We start from the raw sequence: 24340 nt of genomic DNA, 5'->3' as shown, positions 1-24340 counted from the left end.
CATCCCGCGTCCGGATGCATCAATTAAGTTGATGATTCTTTAAATTGGAGCGATACATCGGGTTCGAACCGATGACCTCAACCTTGGCAAGGTTGCGCTCTACCAACTGAGCTAGTATCGCATTAGTTAATCGCTGCTCTTACTGCCTTGGGCAGCTCTTACCGCCTTGGGCAGCTCTTACCGCCTTGGGCAATAGATAGCGCTTAACTGTAATGTGGTTGCGGGAGCCGGATTTGAACCGACGACCTTCGGGTTATGAGCCCGACGAGCTACCAAACTGCTCCATCCCGCGTCCGGATGCATTGTTTAAGACAATGAGACTAAACCATTTTCATCTTCAGCATAAAGCGTGAGAGAGAATTTGGAGCGATACATCGGGTTCGAACCGATGACCTCAACCTTGGCAAGGTTGCGCTCTACCAACTGAGCTAGTATCGCATTATAAAAGGTCTTTCACCTTTCGATTACCGCTTTCGCCGTAACCTACAAATTGGAGCGATACATCGGGTTCGAACCGATGACCTCAACCTTGGCAAGGTTGCGCTCTACCAACTGAGCTAGTATCGCAATCTGAAAACGTCTTTCTCCGTTCAGGGCTGCGAATTATAAGAGCATTTTTTTGTGATGCAAGTCCTTAATGCAAAATTACGAAACTTTTTACTCAACTGCTGTAAAAGCACACAGATTTGCAAAAAAAACGGCTCTTATGTCCCTGAAAAGTTAGATAAACGTGATCATTTTATTCGACTAGATGTTAATAATCGTTTTTCGGTAGTACTGCAGCTCGGCGATCGACTCTCGAATATCGTCTAACGCAAGGTGACTTCCCGACTTAGAAAAACCATCTAACACTTCAGGTTTCCAACGACGAGTCAGCTCTTTCAGAGTGCTTACGTCAACATAGCGGTAGTGGAAGTACTCTTCTAACTCTGGCATGTGCTTGTATAGGAAACGGCGGTCTTGACCAATGCTGTTGCCACAAATTGGTGACTTACCTTTTGGTACCCATTTTTCAAGAAACTCAATGGTTTGTTGGATGGCATCTTGCTCTGAAACCGTACTTTCTTGAATTCGCTTCACAAGGCCGCTGCCAGTGTGCGTCGTTGTGCACCACTCGTCCATCTTGTCCAATTCACTCTGAGGTTGGTGAATAGCCAAAACAGGTCCTTCAGCCAGGATGTTAAGCTCACTATCAGTAACGATAGTAGCAATTTCAATGATTTTATGAGTTTCAGGATCAAGTCCTGTCATCTCTAGATCAACCCAAATAAGGTTCTGATCGCTAAAGGACATAAGGCGTCGCCTATTTGTTTATGTGTAAAAGAGGTACTATACCCAAATAACTATACTCAAACTAGCTTTAGGACCATCGAAATCACGTGGTACCAGCAACATCCTGTTTGAGTCCCCAATCATCAAGTTAGATGTGTTAAGTGAAAAATTGTGGCTAAAAAAAAGAAGTTAACCAAAGGTCAAGTACGTCGTGTACGTAGCAACCAGAACAAGCGACTCAAGAAAGAAGATTCTATCCAATGGGATGAGAACATGCTTGGCGGAACCAAAAGCGGACTCGTGATTACGCGCTTTGGCCAACATGCTGATATCGAAGATCTTGAAACTAACGAAGTTCATCGTTGTAACTTACGCCGTAGTATCGAGACTTTAGTTTCTGGTGACCGAGTGACTTGGCGCGCAGGCTTAGAATCAATGGCCGGTATTTCTGGCGTTGTGGAAGCGGTTGAGCCGAGAACTTCAATGCTGACTCGCCCTGATTACTACGATGGCCTAAAGCCAGTAGCTGCGAACGTCGACCAAATGGTTATCGTATCGGCTGTGCTACCAGAGCTATCACTTAATATTATCGACCGTTACCTAATTGCTTCAGAAACGGTAAACATCGCGCCGCTTGTTGTACTGAACAAGGTCGATCTACTGACTGATGAGCAGATTGCTGAATACCGTGAAACACTTAAAGAGTACGAGAAGATCGGCTATAAAGTGATGTTCGTGAGTAAAGAGTCTGGCTACGGCATCAAAGAGCTGGAAGCTGAACTCAAAGACCGTATCAACATCTTTGTTGGTCAATCGGGTGTGGGTAAATCAAGCCTAGTGAATGCATTAATGCCTACGCTAGACATTGAAGAAGGCGAAGTCTCTGAGAACTCAGGTCTTGGTCAGCACACAACCACGGCAGCTCGTTTATACCACTTCCCTTCTGGTGGTGATCTGATTGATTCACCAGGAGTGCGTGAATTCGGCCTATGGCACCTAGAGGCCGACGAAATCACTGAAGCCTTTATCGAGTTCAAGCCTTACCTTGGCGGTTGTAAGTTCCGTGACTGTAAACACATTGATGACCCAGGCTGCATCCTGCGCGAAGCGGTAGAAAACGGAAAGATCAGTCGATTACGTTTCGACAACTACCACCGCATCATTGAAAGCATGGCGAGTAACAAAGATAACCGTCAGTATTCACGCAACAAAAAAGCCGATCTCTAATCGCGTTTTTGTGAACAAATGTGTGCATTTACTGACAATTGGCGCGAATTTAAGTAACATCTCGCGCCCTAAACCGTCATCGACAGATTTAATTGAAAAACAATTAGCATTGGAAAATTAATACAATGGATAAGATTAAAGTTGGATTGCAGTACTGGATTCCACAACATGGATTAACTCGCCTAGTCGGCAAACTTGCGTCTGCTAAAGCGGGCGGCTTAACGACAGCGATCATCAACTGGTTCATCAAGCAATACAAAGTGAACATGGATGAAGCTCTGCATAGCGATCCAAAACACTTTAAAACATTCAATGAATTCTTCGTGCGTGAATTGAAAGAAGGCATGCGTCCTATCGCTGAAGGTGAGTCTGTTATTGTTCACCCTGCAGATGCACGTGTGAGCCAATTTGGCCCAATTACTGACGGTCAACTGATTCAAGCGAAAGGCCATAACTACTCAGCTCGCGAGCTATTGGGTGGTGATGCTGCGCTAGCGGATGAATTTAAAGACGGTGAATTCGCAACGCTTTACCTGTCTCCAAGTGATTACCACCGCGTGCACATGCCATGCGACGGCACACTGCGCCAGATGATCTACGTTCCAGGTGACCTTTTCTCAGTTAACCCGTTAACGGCAGAAAACGTTCCAAACCTATTCGCACGTAATGAGCGTGTCGTTTGTATCTTCGATACGGAATTTGGCCCAATGGCACAAGTGCTGGTTGGCGCAACGATCGTAGGTAGCATCGAGCAAGTATGGGCAGGTACCATCACCCCACCTCGTGGTAACTCGGTTTACAAATGGGATTACCCTGCACAAGGTGACAAAGCAATCATCTTGAAGAAAGGCGAAGAGATGGGCCGCTTTAAGCTTGGTTCAACCGTTATCAACCTGTTCGCTAAAGATGCGATCAAGTTTGACGACACTATGCAAAATGGCGAGAAAACGGTTCTTGGTACACCTTTCGCGCACATTGCTGGCAAAGAAGCGCAAGCAAATGACGATGTTGTTACCGATTCTGCTGAGAACACTGACCAAGCTTAACAATTTGAGTTAACTCATTTAAGCTTTCAAGGCGCGTTACTTTTTCTATTTCAGAGAAGAACGCGCCTTTTTCTTAACTCTACCGATTCATTTGCTACTCAAGCTCTAACAACTCAATCTTTCAAACCCTGCCCAGCCACCTGCTGCTTCTCACTCTTGTCTCTAATTGCCCAGATAAAAGATTGACCAAAAACAAAACAACTGTCGAAACCTTAAACAACTTTTTGATTTTACAACCCGTCTCCAAGTACCAGAAATCCAGATAACTTACTCTATTTGAAGATATTTTATTTATAGGGTCTTTGTACATGCCTAAACTCAATGTTGGCGTTCTGGTCAAGCTGTTGATTTGTTTTGCGATTCCCTTAGGCGTGTTATTCATGCCGATAGATTCAATACCAATCGATGATCTCACGCTGATTCAACACCGCCTGTTGGCGATATTCTTATTAGCAGCCCTGCTGTGGGTGCTTGAACCTGTTCCGGTATTCGCCACTTCCATTTTGATCATTGCGCTTGAACTGGTGATGATATCTGACAAAGGTTTACACCTATTTAGAAATCCACCAGCGGGGCACGATCTCGGTGAGTTAATCAAATATACCGACATCTTCGGTGCATTTTCATCACCAATCATCATCCTTTTCATGGGTGGCTTTGCTCTTGCGATATCCGCATCCAAGTACGAACTCGATAACAACCTAGCTCGAGTGCTTCTCAAACCATTTGGTACAGAGCCGCGCTTCATTATGCTCGGCTTAATGCTGATCACCGCCGTGTTCTCAATGTTCATGTCAAATACCGCAACGACGGTAATGATGCTTGCGCTGCTCGGCCCTATCGTGGCATCTGCACCAAAAGGCGATATGGGTATCAAAGCGCTCGTGTTGTGTATTCCAATTGCTGCCAATACTGGCGGTATCGCAACCCCAATCGGTACACCGCCCAATGCCATCGCGCTGCAATACCTAACGGGTGAAAATACCATCGACTTCCTCAGCTGGATGATGATGGGCTTACCCTTTGTGATCATCCAACTCACCATCGCTTGGTTTCTTCTACAAAAACTCTTCCCTTCTAAAGAAAGAAACATGGTGCTCAAGCTTGATGGACAATTTAGAAAGAGCTGGCGAGCGATTGTGGTTTACATCACCTTCGCTGCGACAATCTTATTGTGGATGACCACCAAACTGCACGGCATGAACACCTATGTCGTGTCTATCATTCCACTGGCTGTGTTTACGCTCACTGGCATCATGGGCAAAGAAGAGCTCAAGCTGATTAACTGGGATGTGTTGTGGCTGGTCGCAGGTGGTATTGCGATTGGTATTGGCTTAGATAAAACAGGCTTAGCCGCTGCACTCGCACACGCAATTGACTATGAATCGCTCTCACCTGCAGCTGTGGTACTGACATTGTCTATCGTGTGTTGGTTAATGGCGAACTTCATGTCAAACACTGCGACGGCCAACTTGCTGATGCCGATAGCCGCTGCAATTGGTGCTTCCATGGAAAGCCTAGTTGCGATTGGTGGTCTGCAAGGCTTGCTGGTTGTGATCGCCTTCTCTGCGTCACTTGGTATGATTCTGCCCGTATCGACACCACCAAACTCACTGGCCTACTCGACCGGGCTTATCGAAAGCAAAGACATGGCGAAGATGGGCATCATCTTAGGTATTGTGGGCTTGCTGATGGTTTACCTCGCCCTGTTTATCATCACCTAGTAAGCGTTAACGCTCCCCTTTAATCCTAACTAAAGCGCTGAATGTAAATTTGGCGCTTTTTTCGATCTATACCACTCCACCTCAAGCAATTAACTGACATTTCAATCAATAGGTAACTGTGATATTACTTCACTGTTTTACAAAAAGCAGAGCAAATATATTTAGAATTTATGATTTTAAACACAGTCATTCAACTTAAGACAGCGGCACTATACGCCAATCAAAGACACATCAATTCATTATTAAGTACGTCAACGTAGTTAGGTTTTGTCTAATCAGAGAGGAATGGACCTTGAGACATACTATTAAATTTAAAATTCAGATCGCAATTGCGGTCATTATTGCCGTCGTGAGTGGCGCTCAAGCCTGGATATCGGTTAATCAACTGACTCAAGAAACTGAAGTCGCGATCAACCAAGAAATGAGAAATGTCAGTGCTGGCACGACGAATTATATTGCCGATTGGCTCTCGACTCGCAGCGATATGATGCTTGCTAATGAACCGACCATTTCAAGCAACAGTAACTCTGACCGCGAGTTGCTAATCACCAAACAAGCTGGACAATTCTTGTCTGTTTATGCCGGATTCAGCGACGGCACTATCGCGTATGGCGACAAAGGTGAAGATTGGCCAGCAGGCTACGACCCACGCACCCGCCCTTGGTATAAAGATGCCAACGCAACATCAGACCTCGTCATTACTGAACCTTATCAAGACTTTGACGGCAGCATTGTCATCAGCTTTGCAAAAGCATTCAACGGTGAAAGACAAGGTGTCCTCGCGGCAGACCTAACTGTAACCAGCATTATCGACACCGTACTCAACGTGAAACTGGATAACGATGGCTTTGCGTTTTTAGTTGACGGTAACAACAACATCGTTGCCTACAGTGATGAAGAGCTAAGTCAGAAACCACTGACCAGTTTGAATCCGGAACTAACAGCCAACAAAGTGTCACAACTGATCCAAGGCCAAATGATCACTACGCTAACTTGGCCTGGCCAAGAGGATAAAATGGTCTACATTGCCAATGTCCCGAATACCGATTGGTCACTGGGTATTGTTATCGATAAGGAAATGGCGTTTTCCGCAGTATCTGACGCGATTCAGTTCATCGCTCTTACTTCTTTGATTTTGTATATCGTCATTTCGATTGCGAGCACAGTGGTGATCAACCGCCTGCTTTCCCCACTACAAACCTTGTCTGAAGCGCTGACTCAGCTAGCTCAAGGCAGAGGTGATCTCACTCAGCGTATTGATATCACGCGTATGGATGAGATAGGCAAACTAGCCGAACTTGTGAACCAGTTCTTAAGCCAGATGCAAAGCATGTTGAAGGGCGTAATAGAGCACAGCCACGATTTAAACAATCATGCAGAAAAAGCCAATCAACTGGCGACCCAATCATCCATTCGAGTTGAGAATCAGCAAAACGATATCAATCAAATAGCGACCGCGATTCATGAGATGTCAGCCACGGCAGCTGAAGTGGCTAGCCATGCCGAACTCACGGCATCCGCTTCTCAAGCGTCAGCCACCGCTTGTAACGAAGGCCAAGAGGTTATTCAACAAAACCGCGATGCGATTACTGGTCTTGCAACTCAAGTTGAAGACGCTGCCAATGTTATTCGAGAACTGGAAAACAACGCGCAAAGCATCAATCAGATACTATCCACCATTCAAGGCATTGCCGAACAAACCAACCTGTTGGCATTGAACGCTGCGATTGAAGCGGCGCGTGCGGGTGAGCAAGGTCGTGGATTTGCGGTTGTTGCAGACGAGGTTCGAGTCCTGAGCCAAAGAACGCATGGCTCGACCGAAGAAATCCGCGTGATGATTGATACGTTACAGAAGAATACCGAACATGCCGTTGAAAGCATGACCACCAGCACCCAACTGGCAGAGAACAGCGTTGGCTTCGCAGAGCAAGCTCATGGCAGCCTCTCTAAAATCACCCAAGCGATCACTGAAATCAACGATATGGCGCTGCAAATAGCGAGTGCTGCAGAAGAGCAACGCGCAGTAAGCGAAGACATCAGTCGTAATACGCAAGGAATCAAGGATGCCTCCGACGATCTTGCACAACAAGCTGAAAGCAGCCGCAATAGCTCAAATGAAATGAGTAACGCTGCCGAGTCGATGCGCCGAGATGTGGAGCGCTTTAAGGTATAACTCATCTCAAGCAACATAAGTTAAACCTCACCACCGAGCGGCAGGTGACGTAAACCGATAACTGAAACAAAGTGACTCTTTTCACAAGAATCACTTTGTTCTCAGTCCGGTTTAATGCATATTGATGAGCTAATTTATCCCAGACACAAGGATGTTATTCAGATGGGATTCGAATGGTTGGCTCTTGCTGCCGCTTTTCTTTGGGCTATCGCGAGCCTGATGTCAGTAAAGCCTGCTCAACACTTAGGTTCTTTCGCCTATAGCCGTTGGCGCATGGGTTGCACTGCTATCATCTTATCGAGCATGGCTTGGTTTACTGGTGGCTGGTCAACGGTCGAAGCAGACCTAGTCACGCCGATGATGCTGTCTGGGCTAATTGGCATCTTCATTGGTGATACCGCCCTATTTGCTTGTTTGAACAGAATGGGACCGCGCCAAGCAGGTTTGCTGTTCTCTTGTCACGCCGTGTTCTCGGCGATTCTTGGTTACTTCCTATTTAGCGAAAGCATGACTTCGGTGGAGCTGATTGGCTCGGCTTTGGTGTTCAGTGGTGTATTAACCGCGATATTCTTTGGTCGTCGAGGACAAGCCAACAACCAACTCGAAACCATCAAGGGCACCGTGTGGATTGGTGTAGCTCTCGGAATCACAGCGGCTATCTGCCAAGCATTAGGTGGGATCATCGCAAAACCCGTGATGCAAACCAGCATAGACCCTGTTGCCGCTTCAGCAATTCGTATGATCACCGCTTTTGTTGCTCACTCCGCATTTCGCTTAACGGGTGCCAAGCTCTCACGCGCAATTAACCCGATGAATGGTCAAATATTCGCGATTACCGCAGTGAACGGCTTTCTTGCTATGGCGGTGGGAATGACGCTGATCTTGTATGCACTGCAAGAAGGAAATGTCGGCATGGTTGCTCTGTTGTCTTCAACCACACCTATCATGTTGTTACCAATACTTTGGCTGTACACCAAACAGAGACCAAATGCCTACGCTTGGATCGGTGCCATTGTTGCCGTAGTGGGTACTGGTATTCTAGTCAGCTAGCTAGTGAAGTTAATTGGCAGCTGATTGGAAACTGAGAGTGAATAGCTAATGACTATTCACTCTCAGTAAAAACAAAAGCAACAAGTTAAGAACGTGGGAAAGGAAAAGCCGTCACGTCATCGATGTGGTCATAACCTAACGCCAGCATGATCAGACGATCAATACCTAAAGCAACACCCGCACAGTCTGGTAAGCCCGCTTTTAATGCCTCAATCAAGTGATGGTCAATCGGTTGAGGCGATAAGCCCATCTCAATGCGTTTGGCATTGTCATCTTCAAAGCGCTTGAGCTGCTCTTGTGGTTTATCCAGCTCATGGAAGCCGTTTGCCAATTCAATCCCTTTGAAATACACCTCAAAGCGATCCGCCACTCGTGGATCATTCGGGTTAATCTTGGCTAACGCCGCTTGTGATGCTGGGAAGTCATAAACAAACGCAGGCACTTGTTGCCCTATCTTAGCTTCAACCCCAATACTAAACAGCAGCTGCAGCAAGGTGTCGCGGTCTTCTTCTGGTTCTGCAATGTCGCTGAGCCCAAGTTTTGCTGCGGCTTGCTTTAGCGTAGCCATCGAATCTTCCAGGGGACACACTCCTAACACGTCAATAAAGGCTTGTTGGTAAGTCATTCGCTCTGCTGAGCCTGATTTAAGTACCTGCTGTAACAACAGATCCATTTCATCCATCAAGTCATGGTGATCAAAGCCAACGCGATACCACTCCAACATAGTGAACTCAGGGTTGTGATAACGGCCATTTTCTTCGTTACGGAAAGACTTACAAATTTGGTAAATACAGCCACTGCCCGCCGCTAATAGACGTTTCATATGAAACTCAGGGCTAGTCATAAAGAACAGTGGCTGACCGTGTGCATAACCCGGCCCTACGAATTCAGTTTTGAAAGTATGCAAATGCACGTCCGTCACCGTGGCGTGGCTCATCGCAGGCGTATCCACTTCCATCACGTTTCGCTCAGCAAAGAACTGACGAATTTGATTAAGGATATCAGCACGTTGCTTTAACTGTTTAATGGTTGCGGCCGGTTGCCATGTAGAGTGCATTATTGAGTTCCATATTACTGAATTCTAGGCGACGAAAATTACCACCTTTCATCGCTTTTGTAAGCTTCTATCTTTCTATTCGTGAAAGCAAAATGTTGTTTTAATGAAGCCAGAAAATTACGTTCTACAATACAATTATCAATACAGATTTCACATCAACATTGATAACAAAAATCATACTCAACAAGCCGTTAACACCCGTCCTGTGGGTTAATCGTTATCAACAATTCATTGCCGTGATTGCAGTCACATAACCTATAATTTCTATGCCTCCATATGCATTACCGACCTAAAAACCCAAATGCATCAACTTTTCGAATACCTTCCTCTCTTACACTGAACCTACCACTTAAGGCTTAGGGGTGCTAAATGGTTCCTACAATTTAGAACCTCCTAAATAGGCTTTTTATAATAACAAGCGGAATACTCCGCATCACACTGGAGAATAACTGTGAAGACAATTACCACAGATATCGCAGTCATCGGCGCAGGCGGCGCTGGTCTTCGTACAGCTATTGCTGCGGCTGAAGCTAATCCTGAACTGGAAGTAGCACTGATTTCTAAAGTTTACCCAATGCGTTCGCACACGGTGGCAGCAGAAGGCGGTTCAGCAGCGGTAATTAAAGACGAAGATAGCCTAGATAACCACTTCAACGATACTGTTGGCGGTGGCGACTGGCTATGTGAACAGGATGTTGTTGAATACTTTGTTGAAAACTCGACTCGCGAAATGATCCAAATGGAACAATGGGGCTGCCCATGGAGTCGTAAAGAAAACGGTGAAGTAAACGTACGCCGATTCGGCGGTATGAAGGTAGAGAGAACGTGGTTCGCAGCGGATAAAACCGGCTTCCACATGCTTCATACTCTGTTCCAGACTTCGATGAAGTACGACACAATCAAACGATTTGATGAGTACTTTGTGGTGGATTTGCTCGTTGAAGATGGCGAAGTACAAGGCCTAATCGCGATTCACATGTCTGAAGGTGAGCTTGTTACCATCAAAGCAAAATCTGTTGTTCTAGCAACCGGCGGCGCAGGTCGTGTTTACCACTGTAATACCAACGGCGGCATCGTAACTGGCGACGGTATGGCAATGGCTTATCGCCACGGTGTACCACTGCGTGATATGGAGTTCGTTCAATACCACCCAACAGGCCTACCGGGCACTGGCATCTTGATGACCGAAGGTTGTCGTGGTGAAGGCGGTATCATCGTCAACAAGAACGGCTACCGTTACCTGCAAGATTACGGCATGGGCCCTGAAACTCCAGTGGGCGAGCCGAAAAACAAATACATGGAACTGGGTCCACGTGACAAAGTTTCTCAAGCATTCTGGCACGAGCAGCAGAAAGGCAACACCATCAAGCACCCACTTGGTGATGTCGTGCACCTTGACCTTCGCCACCTTGGTGAAGAGTACCTGCAAGAGCGTCTACCGTTCATCTGTGAGCTTGCAAAAGCGTACGTAAACGTCGACCCAGCAAAAGAGCCAATCCCAATTCGTCCAACCGTTCACTACACCATGGGTGGTATTGAGACTAACGGTACCTGTGAAACTCGTATTAAAGGCCTATTCGCCGTTGGTGAATGTGCTTCAGTTGGCCTACACGGTGCAAACCGCCTAGGTTCTAACTCTCTGGCTGAGTTCGTAGTATTTGGCCGCGTTGCTGGTGAACAAGCCGTGAAACGCGCTGCTGAATTCAAAGGCTGGAACGAAGAGTCTATCGCTAAGCAAGTGAAAGCGGTTGAAGAGCGCATCGCAGGTCTACTAAACCAAGAAGGCGACGAGAACTGGGCTGATATCCGTACTGAAATGGGTCACACCATGGAAGCGGGTTGTGGTATCTACCGTCAAGAAGACTTGATGCAAAAGACCATCGACAAACTCACTGAACTGAAAGCTCGCTACAAGAAGATCAGCATTAAAGACAAAGGCAAAGTATTCAACACTGACCTACTTTACGCTATCGAAGTGGGTTACGGTCTTGAAGTTGCAGAAGCGATGGTTCACTCAGCGATCCTTCGTAAAGAGTCTCGCGGTGCACACCAACGTCTAGACGACAACTGCACAGAACGTGATGACGTAAACTTCCTGAAACACTCTCTATCTTTCTACAACGAAGATGCAGCACCAACCATCGACTACAGCGGCGTTAAGATTACTAAATCTCAACCTAAAGCTCGTCTGTACGGTGAAGCTGCAGAGAAAGCCGCTGCCGCTGAAAAAGCAGCAGAAGAGAATGCTAAGAAGAGCGAAGAGGAGCAAGCATAATGTCAGCGAATCGAATCCAAAAAATTGAAATCCTGCGTTATGACCCTGAGCACGATGCAGAACCTCACTTTCAAACCTTTGAAGTTCCGTTTGATGAGACCATGTCAGTACTTGATGCGATCGGTTACATCAAAGACAACCTAGATAAAGACCTGTCTTACCGTTGGTCTTGTCGTATGGCGATTTGTGGTTCTTGCGGCATCATGGTTGATGGCGTGCCAAAACTGGCGTGTAAGAGCTTCTTACGTGACTACCCGAATGGCTTCAAGATTGAGCCTTTAGCTAACTTCCCAATCGAAAAAGATTTGATTGTCGACATGACGCCGTTCATCGAGCGCCTTGAAGCGATCAAGCCTTACATCATTGGTAACGACCGTAAGCCAGAAGACGGCACGAACATCCAAACTCCAGAGCAAATGGCGAAATACAAGCAGTTCGCTGGCTGCATCAACTGTGGTTTGTGTTACGCAGCATGTCCTCAGTTTGGTCTAAACCCTGAGTTCATCGGCCCTGCGGCACTTGCTCTTGCTCACCGCTACAACCTAGATAGCCGTGACAATGGTAAAGCTGAACGTATGAAGCTTATCAATGGCGACAATGGCGCTTGGGGCTGTACGTTTGTAGGTTACTGTTCTGACGTATGTCCGAAGAAAGTAGACCCAGCGGCTGCAGTAAACCAAGGTAAAGTTGAGTCTTCAATGGACTTCGTTATCTCGATGTTCAAGCCAGACGGATCGCAAGTAAAAACAGCAGAGGAGGCATAATATGAGCAATCGTAAGCCTTATGTTCGTGAGATGAAGAGAACGTGGTGGAGCAACCATCCGTTCTACCGCTTCTACATGCTACGTGAAGCGACTGTACTGCCTTTGATTCTATTCACTCTGTTCCTAACCTTCGGTTTGGGTGCACTAGTGAAAGGGCCTGAAGCTTGGGCTGGTTGGTTGAGCTTTATGGCTAACCCTATCGTCGTTGGTATCAACATCGTGGCACTGCTAGGCAGCTTGCTGCACGCTCAAACCTTCTTCAGCATGATGCCTCAAGTGATGCCAATCCGTCTTAAAGGCAAATTGGTTGATAAAAAAATCATCGTACTGACCCAGTGGGCAGCGGTGGCTTTTATTTCTTTAATCGTTCTTGTTGTGGTGTAAGGAGCTTTCGTTATGAACACAAATTACAAAGTAAAACCTGTTAACCACAACCCACAACGCTCTGATGAGCCAATCTGGTGGGGCCTATTTGGCGCTGGCGGTACTTGGTTCGCGATGATCACACCAATCACAATCTTAGTGCTGGGTATCTTAGTGCCAATGGGCATTATCGATGCGGACGCAATGAGCTACGAGCGTGTGTCTGAATTCGCCACCAGCATTATCGGTGCGCTATTCATCATCGGTACGCTAGCACTGCCAATGTGGCATGCAATGCACCGTCTTCACCACGGCATGCACGACCTTAAGTTCCACGTCGGCGTTGCGGGTAAAGTGGGTTGCTACTTCTTCGCAGGCCTAATCAGCGCGTTATCTGTTATTTTCATCTTTATGATCTAACAGTTAAGAGCAGATTCGGGATTCGAGTATCGAAGAGCTTAAAAGCAGATGCGGGATTCGAGTAATCGAGTATCGAAGAGCTTAAGAGCAGAAAAACGAAAGCAGAGCTAGGTTATCCAGCTCTGCTTTTTTGTTATTTGTTGAATATCTTATCTCTCTGACTCGGCTCTGATCTTCCTGCTTTTCGTATCTCGCATCTCGTTCACACATATCTGCTCTTCCAGCTCTTCGTATCTCGCATCCCGCATCCCGCATCTCGTTTACGCGTGTCTGCTCTTCTGCTTTTCCCCGATCTCCAGATACAAAAAAGGCCGCCTAAGCGACCTTTTTCAGATACTTGAAGTCAATTACTTCACACGACCAACGTATTCGCCAGTACGAGTATCAACTTTAACAACTTCACCGATTGCGATGAATAGAGGTACGCGAACTACCGCGCCAGTTGCTAGAGTTGCAGGCTTACCGCCAGTACCTTGTGTGTCGCCTTTAAGGCCAGGATCGGTTTCTGTTACTGCGATCTCAACAAAGTTTGGTGGAGTTACTGTGATAGGGTTATCATTCCACAACGTTAGAGTACATACGTCGTTTTCAACTAACCATTTAGAAGTCTCGCCTACTGCTTTTGCATCAGCAGCGATTTGCTCGAATGTTTCGTTGTTCATGAAGTGGTAGAATTCGCCATCGCTGTATAGGTAGCCTAGTTCAACGTCTACAACGTCCGCTAGTTCTACTGTATCGCCTGACTTAAATGTTTTCTCTAACACTTTGCCTGACAGCAGTTTACGAAGTTTAACACGGTTAAACGCTTGGCCTTTACCTGGCTTAACGTATTCATTGTCGATAATTGAGCAAGGCTCGTTATCCATCATGAATTTTAAACCGCCTTTGAATTCATTGGTGCTTACTGACGCCATGATTTTCTCTTCCACATCTTTGAGTTAATTTCAATGCCGCATATCATAACCCGAAAAGTCGAATCTGTTGAGCAAAACTGGCTCAAACAACTATCGAATGCGATCTCTGACCCGACAAAACTGCTTGAGGCATTGGAAATAGACCCAACACCATGGCAAGCAGGCTTCGCTGCTCGTGAGTTATTTGCACTTCGGGTACCTCTTAGCTTTGTCGAACGAATGGAAAAAGGCAACCCACACGATCCATTGCTACGACAAATTTTACCGCTAAGCGAAGAGTTTGAGGTACACCAAGGCTATTCCGCCGATCCTTTGGAAGAGCAAGACAACGCCATTCCCGGGCTACTGCATAAATACAAAAACCGCGCACTGATGATTGTAAAAGGGGGGTGCGCTGTAAACTGCCGCTACTGCTTCCGTCGTCACTTCCCTTACCAAGATAACAAGGGCTCGAAGTCTGTTTGGCAAACCAGCCTCGACTATGTGGCTGCTCACCCAGAGATCAACGAAGTTATCTTATCGGGTGGCGACCCTTTGATGGCCAAAGACAGCGAACTCGAATGGCTTATCCATGCTATCGAACAGATCCCGCATATAAAAACCGTTCGAATTCATAGCCGATTACCGGTTGTGATTCCCGCTCGAGTAACGGATGAACTGTGCCAATTGTTAGCTCAAACTCGCCTTAATGTGGTGATGGTCAGCCACATTAACCATGCTAACGAAATCAACTTAGAGCTCAAACAAGCCTTCCACAAGCTTAAGTTAAGTGGTGCTACTCTGCTCAACCAAGGCGTGATGCTTAAAGGCGTAAACAACAACGCTAACTCATTGAAAGAATTAAGCGAAAAGCTATTCGACGCCGGTATTTTACCTTACTATATGCATGTACTTGATAAGGTTCAGGGCGCAGCGCACTTCTATATTTCAGATGAAGAGGCGAAGCATCACTTTAAAGGACTAATCTCTGAGGTTTCTGGCTACCTAGTACCTAAGTTAACCCGTGAAATTGGCGGACGCAGCAGCAAGACACCGCTCGACCTACACATTGAATAGAGAAGTTGTATCAATGAAACACAATACCTCAGTTGCTCCACCAGCAACCACATCTCAACCAGCGCTTAGGTTCAGCTCAAGAGGTTTCACCATCATCGAGCTGGTCGTGGTGATCGTGATTCTAGGTATTGTGTCGGTCACTGCAGCTTCTAAGTTCCTCAACCTTCAAACCGATGCTCGTATCTCGACATTAAACGGCCTTAAAGGCGGAATGGAGGGCGCAAGTGCTATGCTTTATGGTAAGACATCAGCATTGGGCTTAGATAAAGCAGCTAGCGCATCGATTAATGTTGAGGGTGACAATATCTCAGTGGTCTATGGTTATCCTGCAGCGATGAACGATCAAACTTGGTCACAGCTCATCGAATCAAGCTTTCTAGATGCTGTTTGGGATACGGGTCAAGCTGACTGGTTCTTTACCAACACAGATGCGAATGATGGCATTATTCTTTATGCGCCTTCTAGCCGAAAAAAACAGGCTGATAACTGCTACCTTGAGTACCAAGAAGCGACAGAGACCACGACACCAGCCTTCACCTTAACAACAAGCGGCTGCTAGGTTTTAAGTAATCTTTATCAATCGTTAAGACAAAAAGTTTTTGTTCGATCGTCCGGTCTATTATTAGCATACTCGGCTCTATTCTAAATTTTTAGGAGGGGTGATATGTCACAATTTATAGAACAAACTCTCAACCTTGCCCCCTTTAGCTGGGCAGGCCTCGCTGCATGCATGCTGTGTGGTTCTTTAATCGGAATCGAAAGGCAAACACGCGGTAAACCCGTCGGAATCCGAACGTCGATTCTGATCATCAGTGGTACCTATTTCTTCCTTACGATGGCGATTAGCCTTTCCCCTAACACACTCGATCAAGCTCGTGTGCTTGGTCAGATAATTACGGGTGTTGGATTTCTTGGGGCTGGTGTAATGATGACACTGGATGGCAAGATTCATGGCGTGACTTCAGCCGCAATTATCTGGGTACTCGCAGCATTAGGTATGATGATCGCACTAGGGCATCTTTCCCAATCGGTCATTATCACGCTAATGGCGCTAGTGATTCTGCTTGGTGTCGATAAAGTGGAAAACAGCTTCCAAAGCTTACGTCGTGGCGTTCACCAAAAGTGGATGCGAAAAGGTCGCGTGAAGAAATAGCGCAGCACTTGATAGCCTTAGTGGTAATGCCAATGATACAAAGAAGCCTAGTCAAACGACTAGGCTTCGCATTCAGGGCGACCGCATGAGTGCTTAGTTTTCAACCAGGGTATTAAAACCAGCACTCAAAACGGCTTCTAACATCGATGTATTCATCATACACCGTTTCTGCTTACCCACGATGCTTAACTTGGTTGATTCTGCTCGAAGCATATTCAAGCTCATATGGCGTAAGCACGACAAATTCTCTGCACCGTGGTCTTTGTAGATCTGGCATGCATCCTCGTTCATACTGACATCGAGAACCCAATGCATCGACTCAATCCCCCAATGTTCTCGTACTGCTATTGCCGCTTCTTCGCCAGTAAGTGCCTTGGAGCTAATGTAGTAACGATACTCTAAATCAACCTCTTTCCCTTTAACAAGGCGGTAATTCTCAACCATAACAATGCGTTGCAAGCCTTTCCATCGTTTGAAGTCACCCTCAAGTTTGGCGCTATCAGCAACGTAGCATTGACGAGACTCTATGCGCCCATGGTGAGTTTCAAGTGAAATACTATCAGCCATATTTGCTCGTTCAGACGCGAAGGCTTTTTCTATGGATTGACGAAGCTTCCCTTGATTGCTTTTGACGGCTAATAAGTAGTCTCCACCCTGATCTACAATGGCTTTGGCTATTTTGGTTTGGCAGGCCATAGCATCGATAGTCACTAGTGCGCCTTTAATATTGAGCATCTTTATTAGTTCAGGAATGGCCGTTATCTCATTGCTTTTTTGCTCGGTTTTGAGTTGCCCAAGCACTAATTTATTTGATGACGCATAAGCACTAACCATATGTATGGTGCTGGCTCTATCTTCGCGGTTGTAGGAGCCACGAAGCGTTTTGCCATCTATCGCAACGACTTGGCCTTCCGTGAGGGTATGGACCGACGACATCCAATTAACAAAGCATTCATGAAACTGCTCAGGTTCAATAGTCGATATGATTCGAGCAATAGTGTCATCGGCAGGAATACCTCTCAAAAACAATCCATTACGTTGGAACCAGTCGCGATGCCCAAGGAGGTATTCGCGAATATCAAACCAACCCTTAGCACCTGCGATAACAGCGCACAATGAACCAAATAGAACTTCAAAAAGGCAATAAGTCACTTTTGCACCTTGGCGCTGGTCGGTGATGGTTTGAAAATGTTCTTTGAAGTGCTCAATGTGCATAATACTCTCCGGAAAAGAGAGTATAAGATCACAGCTCAAAGTGATCGTCAAATCGATCGTTTTAAGTGGTTATAAAACGTTCATGATTTTGCCCTGACTTAAGTTGTCACTTACACTGTCATTTACTGGCTGATTGTTCATTTGTGTTTTGCTCTACTCACAGTCTATCTTAATAGGGAAGAGCTTACTGTCTGAGATGGGCCACTCTTATCCTTTTTTAACATGTAAATTAACTCATACAGTTTCGAAAAGGAATCGCTCAAGCGATCAAACACAAAATGAAGGGGCAATATTATTATTGAGCGCTCGTTTATGTGAAGCGTATTGTTACATTCTGCACGACTCGACCCATCAAATGCGATTGTTCGACGTTTGAGCTTTGAGCTAAGTTGGTTGCATTTGACGAAAATACTATAGGTAACTAAATGATTTCAAAATATAAGTTCGCACTACTAGGTTCTGCAATGGCGGTTGCTTCTTTAGCTATGGCCAATGAAGATAAGCCTTCAATGCAAGAGGTTCTTGCCCAATATCTTGCCGAGCCAGGCGCAACGGTCACCATGCCAGTTTCGGCAGTTAAAGATGGCTTTTCACATGAGTTTGCTGAGGCTGCGCATAAAGGGTTCAATAATTTCCATTATCAGATGGGGGGCGACCACGCGCTTTATTATAACGCTCGACTCAGTGAGTTAATGCGCACTGCGATTGCTGACCCAGCAGCAAAACAAAAAGAGCTCAAAGTAGCGATTGATCAGCGTATTGGTGACATCACCTTTGATACCAAAAACAGCGGCACGATCGCGCTAAAAGACTATGTAGTGCATCCTCACCACCGAGTCCAAGGTGTCATGATGCTTCACAAAGGTGAAATCGTTTATCAAGCGTATCCGGGGATGAACCCAAGTGATAACCACGTTTGGATGTCTGCAGCCAAGGCAACGGTAGGCTTGGTTATTGCTCAACTAGTTGACGAAGGCAAAGTCGATTTAGATGAGTCAATAGTGACTTATGTCCCTGAATTAAAAGGCAGCAACTGGGATCAAGTCTCGGTTAAAAATGCACTGAATATGTCAACGGGCCTTCAACTTGAAGAAACCCTAGAATCAATCTTAGATCCTGAATCAATCATTGTTCGCTTCTTCTCTGCAGAGTTTGGTCAACCAGCACCGGGCAAAGAGGTAGTTGAGAACTGGCTAGATGTGGTTAAACAAGCCGAAAAAATAGACGGTGAAAAGCCGGGTGAGGTAAACCGTTATAGCTCAGCTACGACAACCGTATTGAACTATATGGCTGAAAAAATTGAAAACAAACCGTGGACCGATATTTTTGAACAGCGAGTTTGGAGCAAACTGGGTGCATCGAAAGGCATTCAATTTAACCTGACCCCTGAAGGAACGGCAGTAGCGCACGGCTTAGTGTCAACCACGTTAGAAGACATGGCGAAATTTGGTGCTTTATATACACCGAGTTGGAATAAAGTATCTGATGAGCAAGTAGTGACACCACAAGTCATGTCCATTATGTACGACAATGCCAATCCAACAGCAGTATTTGAGCGCGGCGCCAAATATGCAGGCCTTGTAAGCGACTTTGTTGATGCACCAGCCACTAATACCTTCCAGTTTGATGCGATGTTTGCCGATGGTGCATTGTATAAACATGGCAACTTGGGACAAGGGATCTACATTGATCCGAAACGTGACTTTGTTGGTGTCTATTTCTCATCTAATCCATACGTCCCACCATATGGTGAAGATAAAATGATGGGCTTTATCCGTGAAGCGGCAAAGGTTGTCGCAGGACAATAAGCTCCTAGCCACCACCTTTATAGCTTCAAGTGAAGGTGGTTGGTTGAACAATGTCAACACAAATAATAAAGGCTCTAAGTTGGCAGGACTTAGAGCCTTTACTGTGTGCGACGGTATAAATTATATAAAATCAAATATAAAATTAGGCCACCCATAATAAAATTCACCCCTAAAAATCGTGGGAAAGCATAAATCAAACTACCCAGGTTAAATCACCCCTTAAATCCTGCCATCCAATGCAAATAGCGAGATTTTACGCCCTCTACTAAACTGAAGTAATTTATCGATTTAGGAGTCATGTTATGCCCCGCCCTCGCAGAACCCAAATTAGTATTGAAGACACGCCGTATTACCACTGCTGTAGTCGCGTGGTTCGGTGTGCCTATCGGTGTGGCGATGATGCTTACTCCGGCAAAAACTATGACCATCGCCGAGGCTGGGTTGAGTCGTTGCTGTTAAAGCTTGAAACCGTCTTCGCCATTGATGTGGCGGCTTTTGCGGTGATGTCGAACCACCTGCATGTGGTGTTGCGAGTCGATATCGATTTGGCAAACCGTTGGAGCGACCAAGAAGTGCTTGAACAGTGGCATAAACTGTTTAAAGGCGATGAATTAACTCGTAAATTTGTTAGGGGGGAGTTAGTCGAAACCCATGAAGTTGCCAGATTAAAGCACGCTATTGCGACCTATCGAAGCCGATTGTGTGACATCAGTTGGTTTATGCGCTGCCTGAATGAACCTATCGCAAGGCAAGCAAACCAAGAGGATAACTGCTCAGGTCGGTTTTGGGAGGGGCGCTTTAAGTCGCAAGCTCTACTCGATGAAGCCGCGCTTATCACCTGTATGGCTTATGTTGATTTGAACCCTATTAGAGCCAAGCTAGCCACATCCCCCGAGCTGTCAGACCACACTAGTATTCAACTGCGCATTCGTGCTGCTATCAAAGGCGAACAACCGCAAAATCTGTTGCCATTTGTTGGAAACGAGCACGAGAATCAACATAATGGGCTTGCGTTTTCGTTAAAGGATTACCTCGACTTGGTTGATGAGACCGGGCGCATCATTCGCAATGACAAGCGCGGTTTCATTAGTGAGAAAAGCGCAAAGTTACTGACCAAACTGAGTATCCCTCATGATAATTGGCTAAGGCTTACTACCGAATTTGGTAAACTATTTCATGGGCCAGTCGGCACGCTCGAAGAGCTCACTTGTTATTGCGAACACCTAGAAAAGCGACGACGACATTTTTCTTCTTGCTGTCAGCACCTCAAAGCAAGTTAACTCTGCCCCAGTTTGGTTAACAACCGCCGCCATTTGCTCGAACAAGAGCATGGATTGGCTGAATATCGTCCCAATTCACGATTATTAGTAATATGAGGCGATTTTATCGTGTTCACCTCTTTGACTTCCCCGTGTTCATCGCTTTTACAACAAAGTGACTTTCCGTTACGTGAACGCAAAAAAAAAGGTTTATGTGCTTGTTTTATAATGGGTGGCTAAATTTAGGCTACTCTTTAAATGCATGGTAAATCAATTACATGCGGAATATAGCACGCAGTTACTAACGGTTGGTTAAATGCATAAGTAAAAAGCCACGAAGGGACTAGATTGCAGATTTGACTAATTTAAAAGGATGTTAAATGAATAGAAAACTCGCCTTTTTGGGAACAGTTCTAATTGCAGGTAATTCACTTGCAATGGCACAAGATAACCCTTGGTATGTGGGTGGCCGCATTGGTGTGACACACTATAGTGATTTTGATGGAGTAGTATCTTCAAGTCAGTTGAAAGACGATGATGATTTTGGCGGCGGCGTATTTTTAGGCTACAGCTTTAATGATTGGTTTGGCCTTGAGGGTGGGTATACCTACCTAGGTGAACTGCAAGTAACGGATCAAGCGTCAATCAAAACCAATGTGATTGACTTCGTAGGTAAGTTTACTTGGCAAGCAACAGATTCATTTGATGTGTTCTTAAAAGCCGGTGGATATGGGTATCAAACCAAGGGAAGAGATGGATTATCCGGCCTCAAAGACACCGATATTGATGGCACTGTCGGTATTGGTATTGAGCAGCGCTTTACTGATAACTTTTCAGCTCGCTTAGAGTATCAATATTATAATAACGCGACGCTTGATGATGGTGGCTTTGACTCGAACTGGGACACCAATTTGTTCGCACTGGGCTTGGTTTATAGCTGGGGCGGAACAAAGGCAGCTGCAGTAACTGAAGCACCAATGATTCAAGAAGAAGAGGTCGTTGTTGAAGAAGAGCCTGTCGTTGTTGAGGAGGTTGTTGAAAAATCAATGGTTCAAGTTGAACCTGCGAAGGTTGAAGTATACTTTGATTTCGACAAAGAACATCTGACCCAAAAATCAACTGATCAACTACAACCTATCATTGATCATCTACAAGAACATCCAGAGTCAACCGTTGTTCTTGTTGGTCATGCCGATTCAAGTGGGCCTTCAGAGCTGAATCAGAAACTATCTGAAAAACGTGCTGAAACAGTGGCTAACTACTTAACAACAGAGTATTCAATTTCAGAAGACCGTATTACTACTTCTGGTGAAGGCGAATCAACGCCAATCGCAACCAATGATACAGAGGAAGGCCGAGCTAAAAATCGTCGCGTATCGGTTTTTTCCCCTTCTTTCACAATGGAAGAAAAATAAGCTCTTTTAACCTCAAGTAATTAACGTTAAAAGCCAAGGTAATTTGTACCTTGGCTTTTTTTCGCAATATCAATTCTACACCCAAATGGCTTGTCGTTACGTGAACAAAAAAAGAGGTTTATGTGCTTGTTTTTTAATGGGTGGCTCAATTTATTTTTGCTCAATTTATTTTCCATCGATAGCGACAACTTGACCATCAGTAAGCGCATGCACTGCAGACATCCACTTTGAAGCATTCATGGTGCCCTAGGATGTATTCTCGAATGTCGAACCATCCTTTGGCTCCTGCGATCACGGCGCACAATGACCCGAATAGCACCTCAAATAAGCAGTAAGTTACTTTTGCTGACTGGCGTTTATCAGTCACCGTTTGAAAGTGTTCTTTGAACTCATCGATATGCATGGCGTTTAGTCTCTTATAGGAAAGAGCGCATATGATCACAGGTAAAAGTGATCGTCAAATCGATCCAGCCGGTAGCTTAAAAAGTGTTCGCGATCTCGCCCTGGCTTCGCATTATTTTGGGAGAACTTAATACACTTGAATACACACCTGATTCTTACCCGCAGCCTTTGCCTTATAGAGCTGCTCATCAGACGAACGAATACTCTGGTTTTCCCACAAGTGCCCTACGCTGTCGAACTTATACAAAGAGTAAAGCGTCGCGCCACCAGACACTGAGATACTAATCTTGTCACCCGTAGGGCATCGATAACTCTGTAGGCTAATGTCGTTTTGAATTCGCTCAAAGATCGATGAAAGCAACTCAGACGATTCACCCGTAATCGCGACAACAAACTCTTCGCCACCAAATCGAGCCACGATATCTTGCTGTCTAACGCTGTTCAGCATCAACCGAGCAACATGGCAAATCACCTCGTCCCCCACTTTATGGCCATGCTGATCATTAACGACTTTGAAATCATCGATATCAAACACGCCAACACCAATAATCGGCTCTTCATCTTGCGCCAGTAATCGAGCCTCAAAACCACGTCGATTCAGCAAGCCCGTTAATGGGTCGCGCATTGCTAGCTCATTTAAACGCTGGTGCTCTTGTCTTGTATAGAAGCGCCATAGCCATAAAACCGAGAGCAGATACAAAACCAACAGTATCGAAAGCTGAATCTTCTCCATCTCTAAGACATGCAGAAAGTGCTCGCTCTTATCTTCTTCAATACTCAGATATAGCTGGGTGTTAATGTCATCAACATACAGAGGCTTGGAATACGTAAAATCCATAAACCCGTATTTGTTTGCGCCTCGAGTACTGGTGACTTTATAGCCATGGGTAGGGTTCGATACTAGGTTCGAGACATAACCATCGACACCCAACACCCCTTTAAACTCACCATTAACGTAGATTCCTTTGGTTAAGGTCACCACTTTCTGACCTGTCAGGTAGTCATCATATTGGCCGGTATACACCACTTGGTCTTGCCCTTGAGCTAAGCCAAAGCGAATCGTGTTCACCCAATAAGGCCTGCTATTCACAACCGAATCAAAGGTGTCGCCCTTAATGTAACTGGCAAAATCAGAAGGCGAAGAGATAATGAATTTCTCTTTTGAAATGAAATAAATCGCAGAGATGGTATCAATGGTATTGGCAAAATAAGCCATGGTCGGCGCGATGAACAGGCGCTTGCCCGCTTCGGTATAAAGGTCCGATTCCGGGTTGCACATCTCGCGAGGGCCAGAGAACATAAAATCAAAACGAGGGGCATGTTGCTCCTCACTGGTGAAGTAACACGTCCCACCCTCGATCTTTTTGTCATGCGAGAATACGTAGGTATCCCCATGCAGTGGATAAAGCGCAGTGATGTTGTACTCAAGCGCATTTATGATCTGTGTGAGCTCCGCTAAAGAGCGTGTTACGCCTTGGTTTTCCATTCCATACTGTTTATCTGATTCTTCCGCTGAATCAACGAGCAACAAGCTCAAAACTACTAAAAAACTGGCGGTCAGGCCTAAGAAAGCCTTTTTAAAATCGACGGTATGGTGGTTAATCAAAGCATATAAATCATCATTAGGAATTTATCGCACATTGTACTTATAAGTAAAAATACTGCAATAGAAAATATAAAACAATATGCTTATCTATTTTGGAGGGGCGTTTGGATATCTATAAGAAAATGTTGAGTTGCAATAAC

At 45.5% G+C, this 24340-nt stretch carries 20 protein-coding genes, 4 tRNA genes and 1 pseudogene; 15 read left to right on the top strand and 10 right to left on the bottom strand.

Annotated features, from left to right (window positions below):
• Nucleotides 1–45 precede the first annotated feature (45 nt).
• From AB4161_RS08340 to orn, 5 genes are all read right to left on the bottom strand, one after another.
• Nucleotides 46–121 (bottom strand) — tRNA-Gly (locus AB4161_RS08340).
• A 94-nt stretch (nucleotides 122–215) separates the two neighbouring features.
• Nucleotides 216–292 (bottom strand) — tRNA-Met (locus AB4161_RS08335).
• Nucleotides 293–362: 70 nt separating this feature from the next.
• Nucleotides 363–438 (bottom strand) — tRNA-Gly (locus tag AB4161_RS08330).
• Nucleotides 439–491: 53 nt separating this feature from the next.
• Nucleotides 492–567 (bottom strand) — tRNA-Gly (locus tag AB4161_RS08325).
• A gap of 180 nt (nucleotides 568–747) precedes the next feature.
• Nucleotides 748–1293, bottom strand: coding sequence for an oligoribonuclease (orn, locus tag AB4161_RS08320; protein ID WP_010434065.1), 546 nt, complete (start codon nucleotides 1291–1293; stop codon nucleotides 748–750).
• 150 nt (nucleotides 1294–1443) lie between these two features.
• Here orn and rsgA point away from each other — a divergent pair, with 150 nt between their 5' ends.
• From rsgA to AB4161_RS08295, 5 genes are all read left to right on the top strand, one after another.
• Entirely contained in the window at nucleotides 1444–2499 is a 1056-nt protein-coding gene (gene rsgA / locus AB4161_RS08315; protein WP_017061306.1) for a small ribosomal subunit biogenesis GTPase RsgA, read from the top strand.
• A 125-nt stretch (nucleotides 2500–2624) separates the two neighbouring features.
• A complete protein-coding gene (gene asd, locus AB4161_RS08310; protein WP_017063172.1) occupies nucleotides 2625–3545 on the top strand; it encodes an archaetidylserine decarboxylase in 921 nt (306 codons plus the stop codon).
• 308 nt (nucleotides 3546–3853) lie between these two features.
• Nucleotides 3854–5269 carry a DASS family sodium-coupled anion symporter gene (locus tag AB4161_RS08305; RefSeq protein WP_372083186.1) on the top strand — a complete coding sequence of 472 codons (1416 nt, stop codon included), beginning with the start codon at nucleotides 3854–3856 and terminating at the stop codon, nucleotides 5267–5269.
• A 292-nt stretch (nucleotides 5270–5561) separates the two neighbouring features.
• Nucleotides 5562–7442 carry a methyl-accepting chemotaxis protein gene (locus AB4161_RS08300; RefSeq protein WP_372083185.1) on the top strand — a complete coding sequence of 627 codons (1881 nt, stop codon included), beginning with the start codon at nucleotides 5562–5564 and terminating at the stop codon, nucleotides 7440–7442.
• 162 nt (nucleotides 7443–7604) lie between these two features.
• Complete coding sequence (locus AB4161_RS08295; RefSeq protein ID WP_017071213.1) at nucleotides 7605–8492, top strand: DMT family transporter; 888 nt, start codon at nucleotides 7605–7607, stop codon at nucleotides 8490–8492.
• An 85-nt stretch (nucleotides 8493–8577) separates the two neighbouring features.
• On the opposite strand, the gene epmA is transcribed toward AB4161_RS08295, so the two are convergent.
• Entirely contained in the window at nucleotides 8578–9549 is a 972-nt protein-coding gene (epmA, locus tag AB4161_RS08290) for an elongation factor P--(R)-beta-lysine ligase (protein WP_065677189.1), read from the bottom strand.
• A gap of 451 nt (nucleotides 9550–10000) precedes the next feature.
• Here epmA and frdA point away from each other — a divergent pair, with 451 nt between their 5' ends.
• Genes frdA through frdD form a run of 4 tightly spaced genes read left to right on the top strand, consistent with a single transcriptional unit; the run spans nucleotide 10001 to nucleotide 13372 of the window.
• Nucleotides 10001–11824 carry a fumarate reductase (quinol) flavoprotein subunit gene (gene frdA / locus AB4161_RS08285; RefSeq protein WP_372083184.1) on the top strand — a complete coding sequence of 608 codons (1824 nt, stop codon included), beginning with the start codon at nucleotides 10001–10003 and terminating at the stop codon, nucleotides 11822–11824.
• Nucleotides 11824–12588 carry a succinate dehydrogenase/fumarate reductase iron-sulfur subunit gene (locus AB4161_RS08280; protein ID WP_009847917.1) on the top strand — a complete coding sequence of 255 codons (765 nt, stop codon included), beginning with the start codon at nucleotides 11824–11826 and terminating at the stop codon, nucleotides 12586–12588. Before frdA ends, AB4161_RS08280 begins: the two co-directional genes overlap by 1 nt.
• A 1-nt stretch (nucleotide 12589) precedes the next feature.
• Nucleotides 12590–12973 (top strand): fumarate reductase subunit FrdC, encoded by a 384-nt coding sequence (gene frdC / locus AB4161_RS08275; protein ID WP_017061300.1) that lies wholly within the window; start codon nucleotides 12590–12592, stop codon nucleotides 12971–12973.
• A gap of 12 nt (nucleotides 12974–12985) precedes the next feature.
• The gene (gene frdD / locus AB4161_RS08270) at nucleotides 12986–13372 is read left to right on the top strand and encodes a fumarate reductase subunit FrdD (protein ID WP_052880182.1); all 387 of its coding nucleotides are present in this window, start codon (nucleotides 12986–12988) and stop codon (nucleotides 13370–13372) included.
• Nucleotides 13373–13719: 347 nt separating this feature from the next.
• Here frdD and efp read toward each other — a convergent pair whose 3' ends face one another.
• Nucleotides 13720–14286 (bottom strand): elongation factor P, encoded by a 567-nt coding sequence (gene efp / locus AB4161_RS08265; RefSeq protein ID WP_017061297.1) that lies wholly within the window; start codon nucleotides 14284–14286, stop codon nucleotides 13720–13722.
• Between the two features lie 33 nt (nucleotides 14287–14319).
• On the opposite strand from efp, the gene epmB reads away from it, so the two are divergent.
• The 3 genes from epmB (at nucleotide 14320) to AB4161_RS08250 (ending at nucleotide 16495) form a co-directional block, all read left to right on the top strand.
• A complete protein-coding gene (gene epmB / locus AB4161_RS08260; RefSeq protein WP_372083183.1) occupies nucleotides 14320–15342 on the top strand; it encodes an EF-P beta-lysylation protein EpmB in 1023 nt (340 codons plus the stop codon).
• A 13-nt stretch (nucleotides 15343–15355) separates the two neighbouring features.
• Nucleotides 15356–15901, top strand: coding sequence for a prepilin-type N-terminal cleavage/methylation domain-containing protein (locus AB4161_RS08255; protein ID WP_372083182.1), 546 nt, complete (start codon nucleotides 15356–15358; stop codon nucleotides 15899–15901).
• A 105-nt stretch (nucleotides 15902–16006) separates the two neighbouring features.
• The gene (locus AB4161_RS08250) at nucleotides 16007–16495 is read left to right on the top strand and encodes an MgtC/SapB family protein (protein ID WP_004733333.1); all 489 of its coding nucleotides are present in this window, start codon (nucleotides 16007–16009) and stop codon (nucleotides 16493–16495) included.
• Nucleotides 16496–16588: 93 nt separating this feature from the next.
• Here AB4161_RS08250 and AB4161_RS08245 read toward each other — a convergent pair whose 3' ends face one another.
• Nucleotides 16589–17710, bottom strand: coding sequence for an ISAs1 family transposase (locus AB4161_RS08245; RefSeq protein WP_372083181.1), 1122 nt, complete (start codon nucleotides 17708–17710; stop codon nucleotides 16589–16591).
• A 425-nt stretch (nucleotides 17711–18135) separates the two neighbouring features.
• Here AB4161_RS08245 and AB4161_RS08240 point away from each other — a divergent pair, with 425 nt between their 5' ends.
• The 3 genes from AB4161_RS08240 to AB4161_RS08230 all read left to right on the top strand — a co-directional run bounded on the left by AB4161_RS08240 (nucleotide 18136) and on the right by AB4161_RS08230 (nucleotide 22192).
• Nucleotides 18136–19518 carry a serine hydrolase domain-containing protein gene (locus AB4161_RS08240; protein WP_372083180.1) on the top strand — a complete coding sequence of 461 codons (1383 nt, stop codon included), beginning with the start codon at nucleotides 18136–18138 and terminating at the stop codon, nucleotides 19516–19518.
• A gap of 302 nt (nucleotides 19519–19820) precedes the next feature.
• Nucleotides 19821–20798 carry an alpha-amylase family glycosyl hydrolase gene (locus tag AB4161_RS08235; protein ID WP_372083179.1) on the top strand — a complete coding sequence of 326 codons (978 nt, stop codon included), beginning with the start codon at nucleotides 19821–19823 and terminating at the stop codon, nucleotides 20796–20798.
• Nucleotides 20799–21157: 359 nt separating this feature from the next.
• Nucleotides 21158–22192, top strand: coding sequence for an OmpA family protein (locus AB4161_RS08230; protein ID WP_372083178.1), 1035 nt, complete (start codon nucleotides 21158–21160; stop codon nucleotides 22190–22192).
• A gap of 168 nt (nucleotides 22193–22360) precedes the next feature.
• Here AB4161_RS08230 and AB4161_RS08225 read toward each other — a convergent pair.
• Nucleotides 22361–22595, bottom strand: a pseudogene (locus AB4161_RS08225) (transposase family protein); the annotation flags it as partial.
• A 126-nt stretch (nucleotides 22596–22721) separates the two neighbouring features.
• Nucleotides 22722–24200: a diguanylate cyclase gene (locus tag AB4161_RS08220; RefSeq protein ID WP_017071094.1), complete on the bottom strand. Its 1479-nt coding sequence runs from the start codon at nucleotides 24198–24200 to the stop codon at nucleotides 22722–22724.
• Nucleotides 24201–24340: the final 140 nt, after the last annotated feature.

Origin of the sequence: Vibrio sp. 10N.286.51.E5, from assembly GCF_041469125.1 — a bacterium.
GTDB lineage: Bacteria > Pseudomonadota > Gammaproteobacteria > Enterobacterales > Vibrionaceae > Vibrio > Vibrio crassostreae_C.
The sequence above is the reverse complement of the archived record's forward strand: the minus strand, read 5'-3'. Positions and strand labels throughout refer to the sequence as shown.

Bases quoted from the DNA above. Each gene is read 5' to 3' on its own strand.
- orn (WP_010434065.1), bottom strand. From the start codon at position 1,293: ATGTCCTTTAGCGATCAGAACCTTATTTGGGTTGATCTAGAGATGACA.
- asd (WP_017063172.1), top strand. From the start codon at position 2,625: ATGGATAAGATTAAAGTTGGATTGCAGTACTGGATTCCACAACATGGA.
- AB4161_RS08305 (WP_372083186.1), top strand. From the start codon at position 3,854: ATGCCTAAACTCAATGTTGGCGTTCTGGTCAAGCTGTTGATTTGTTTT.
- AB4161_RS08295 (WP_017071213.1), top strand. From the start codon at position 7,605: ATGGGATTCGAATGGTTGGCTCTTGCTGCCGCTTTTCTTTGGGCTATC.
- epmA (WP_065677189.1), bottom strand. From the start codon at position 9,549: ATGCACTCTACATGGCAACCGGCCGCAACCATTAAACAGTTAAAGCAA.
- AB4161_RS08280 (WP_009847917.1), top strand. From the start codon at position 11,824: ATGTCAGCGAATCGAATCCAAAAAATTGAAATCCTGCGTTATGACCCT.
- frdC (WP_017061300.1), top strand. From the start codon at position 12,590: ATGAGCAATCGTAAGCCTTATGTTCGTGAGATGAAGAGAACGTGGTGG.
- frdD (WP_052880182.1), top strand. From the start codon at position 12,986: ATGAACACAAATTACAAAGTAAAACCTGTTAACCACAACCCACAACGC.
- efp (WP_017061297.1), bottom strand. From the start codon at position 14,286: ATGGCGTCAGTAAGCACCAATGAATTCAAAGGCGGTTTAAAATTCATG.
- epmB (WP_372083183.1), top strand. From the start codon at position 14,320: ATGCCGCATATCATAACCCGAAAAGTCGAATCTGTTGAGCAAAACTGG.
- AB4161_RS08255 (WP_372083182.1), top strand. From the start codon at position 15,356: ATGAAACACAATACCTCAGTTGCTCCACCAGCAACCACATCTCAACCA.
- AB4161_RS08250 (WP_004733333.1), top strand. From the start codon at position 16,007: ATGTCACAATTTATAGAACAAACTCTCAACCTTGCCCCCTTTAGCTGG.
- AB4161_RS08245 (WP_372083181.1), bottom strand. From the start codon at position 17,710: ATGCACATTGAGCACTTCAAAGAACATTTTCAAACCATCACCGACCAG.
- AB4161_RS08240 (WP_372083180.1), top strand. From the start codon at position 18,136: ATGATTTCAAAATATAAGTTCGCACTACTAGGTTCTGCAATGGCGGTT.
- AB4161_RS08235 (WP_372083179.1), top strand. From the start codon at position 19,821: ATGCCCCGCCCTCGCAGAACCCAAATTAGTATTGAAGACACGCCGTAT.
- AB4161_RS08230 (WP_372083178.1), top strand. From the start codon at position 21,158: ATGAATAGAAAACTCGCCTTTTTGGGAACAGTTCTAATTGCAGGTAAT.